Source organism: uncultured Faecalibacterium sp. (assembly GCF_900066275.1).
GTDB lineage: Bacteria > Bacillota > Clostridia > Oscillospirales > Ruminococcaceae > Faecalibacterium > Faecalibacterium taiwanense.
Genome location: NZ_FMFG01000083.1, coordinates 1 through 1898 on the forward strand (window position 1 = coordinate 1; position 1898 = coordinate 1898).

Genomic DNA, 1898 nt, shown 5'->3' on the forward strand with positions numbered 1-1898 from the left:
ATGGGCGGCGGCGGCAGCCACGGCGGCGGCGGTGGCCGCGGCCGTTAAAAACACAAAAACACGGAGAACTGCTGTGGGCGGTATGCCTGCGGCAGTTCTCTTTTTAGATTTCAGGCGTGAAGGAAATTCATTTGACAAATCAACTTTGTTAACCTATACTGAGAAACATGCATAATAAGCCAGAAATAAAGGCTCTGAGGGCGGAAAAGCCGCAGAGCAGGGAACGATAAAAATAGAGGGAGAAAACCATGCTGACTCTGGATAAGATCTACCATGCAGCCTTTGTGCTCAAGGATGTTGCCCGCAAGACCGACCTCATCGAGGCACCCAAGCTCTCCAAGGACTGCCAGCTGTACCTGAAAACCGAAAACCTGCAGGCCACCGGCAGCTTTAAGGTGCGCGGTGCTTACTATAAGATCAGCCAGCTTTCCGAGGAGGAGAGCGCCAAGGGCGTGATCGCCTGCTCTGCCGGCAACCACGCACAGGGCGTGGCGCTGGCTGCTACCCGCCGCGGCATCAAGAGCATCGTCTGTATGCCGGACGGTGCCCCCATCATGAAGGTGGAGAATACCAAGAATCTGGGCGCAGAGGTGTGTCTGGTGCCCGGCACCTACGATGATGCCCACGACAAGGCTGTGGAGCTGCAGGAAGAGACCGGCATGACCTTTATCCACCCCTATGACGATGAGCAGGTCATCGCGGGGCAGGGAACCATTGGTCTGGAAATTCTGGATCAGCTGCCGGATGTGGATGCGGTCGTTGTGCCGGTGGGCGGCGGCGGCCTGATCTCCGGCGTGGCCTTTGCCATCAAGAGTCTGCGCCCGGAGGTGAAGGTCTATGGCGTACAGGCCGAGGGTGCACCCAGCATGTACCGCAGCCTGCACGAGCATAAGTACCAGACCCTGAAAGCCGTTTCTACCTTTGCAGACGGCATTCAGGTCAAGACTCCCGGTGAGCTGACCTACCAGATCTGTGAGCAGTATGTGGACGACATCGTGACCGTGAGCGAGGATGAGACCGCTGCCGCCATCCTCTCGCTGATGGAGAACCAGAAGCTGGTTGCCGAGGGTGCCGGAGCCGTGCCGGTGGCTGCAGTGCTGTTCCACAAGCTGCCGGTCGAGGGCAAAAAGGTGGCCTGCGTCGTCTCCGGCGGCAACATCGATGTGAACATCCTCAACCGCGTGATCACCCGTGGTCTGGTCATGAGCGGCCGCAAGGCGAACATGACCATTGCGCTGGAGGACAAGCCCGGCCAGCTCAAGAAGGTGGCCGAGATCGTGTCCCGCTGCGGCAGCAATGTGGTGTCGGTGCAGCACGATGGCTCCGATCCCAACATGCCCATTTCCAGCTGCTTCCTCAAGCTCACCCTTGAGACCCGCGATGCCGAGCAGATCGAGCAGATCCGCGCAGAGCTTGCAAAAGAGGGTTTCCAGCTTGTGAGCGAAAGAGTATAATAGAAGAAAAAAGAAAGGAACGTTTTATCATGAAAGTCGTTTCCACTTCCAACGCACCCGCAGCCATCGGCCCTTACAGCCAGGCGATCGATCTGGGCAATATGGTGTTTGTTTCCGGCCAGATCCCGGTAGACCCTGCTACCGGCAAGATGGCCGATACGGTTGAAGAGCAGGCTGCACAGAGCCTTGCAAACCTCAAGGCCATTCTGGCCGAGGCTGGCCTTTCCATGGCAAATGTGGTCAAGACTGTCATCTTCCTTGCTGACATCAACGATTTTGCCGCTGTGAATGCCGTGTATGCCAAGGCCTTTGCTGAGCCGTTCCCTGCCCGCAGCTGCGTGCAGGTGGCCGCCATTCCCAAGGGCGCAAAGCTGGAGATCGAGTGCATCGCCGTGCGCGAATAATCAGGCCTAAACACAAAAGGGGCTGTGCCGCTGGCACAGC

The 1898-nt window shown here is 57.9% G+C and carries 2 protein-coding genes; both read left to right on the forward strand.

All coding sequences use genetic code 11. The annotated features are described in order from the left end of the window. Positions 1-248: 248 nt before the first annotated feature. Positions 249-1454 (forward strand): threonine ammonia-lyase, encoded by a 1206-nt coding sequence (gene ilvA / locus QZL71_RS13060; RefSeq protein ID WP_005942203.1) that lies wholly within the window; start codon positions 249-251, stop codon positions 1452-1454. Positions 1455-1483: 29 nt separating this feature from the next. After that, the gene (locus tag QZL71_RS13065; RefSeq protein WP_097774035.1) at positions 1484-1858 is read left to right on the forward strand and encodes a RidA family protein; all 375 of its coding nucleotides are present in this window, start codon (positions 1484-1486) and stop codon (positions 1856-1858) included. Positions 1859-1898 lie beyond the last annotated feature (40 nt).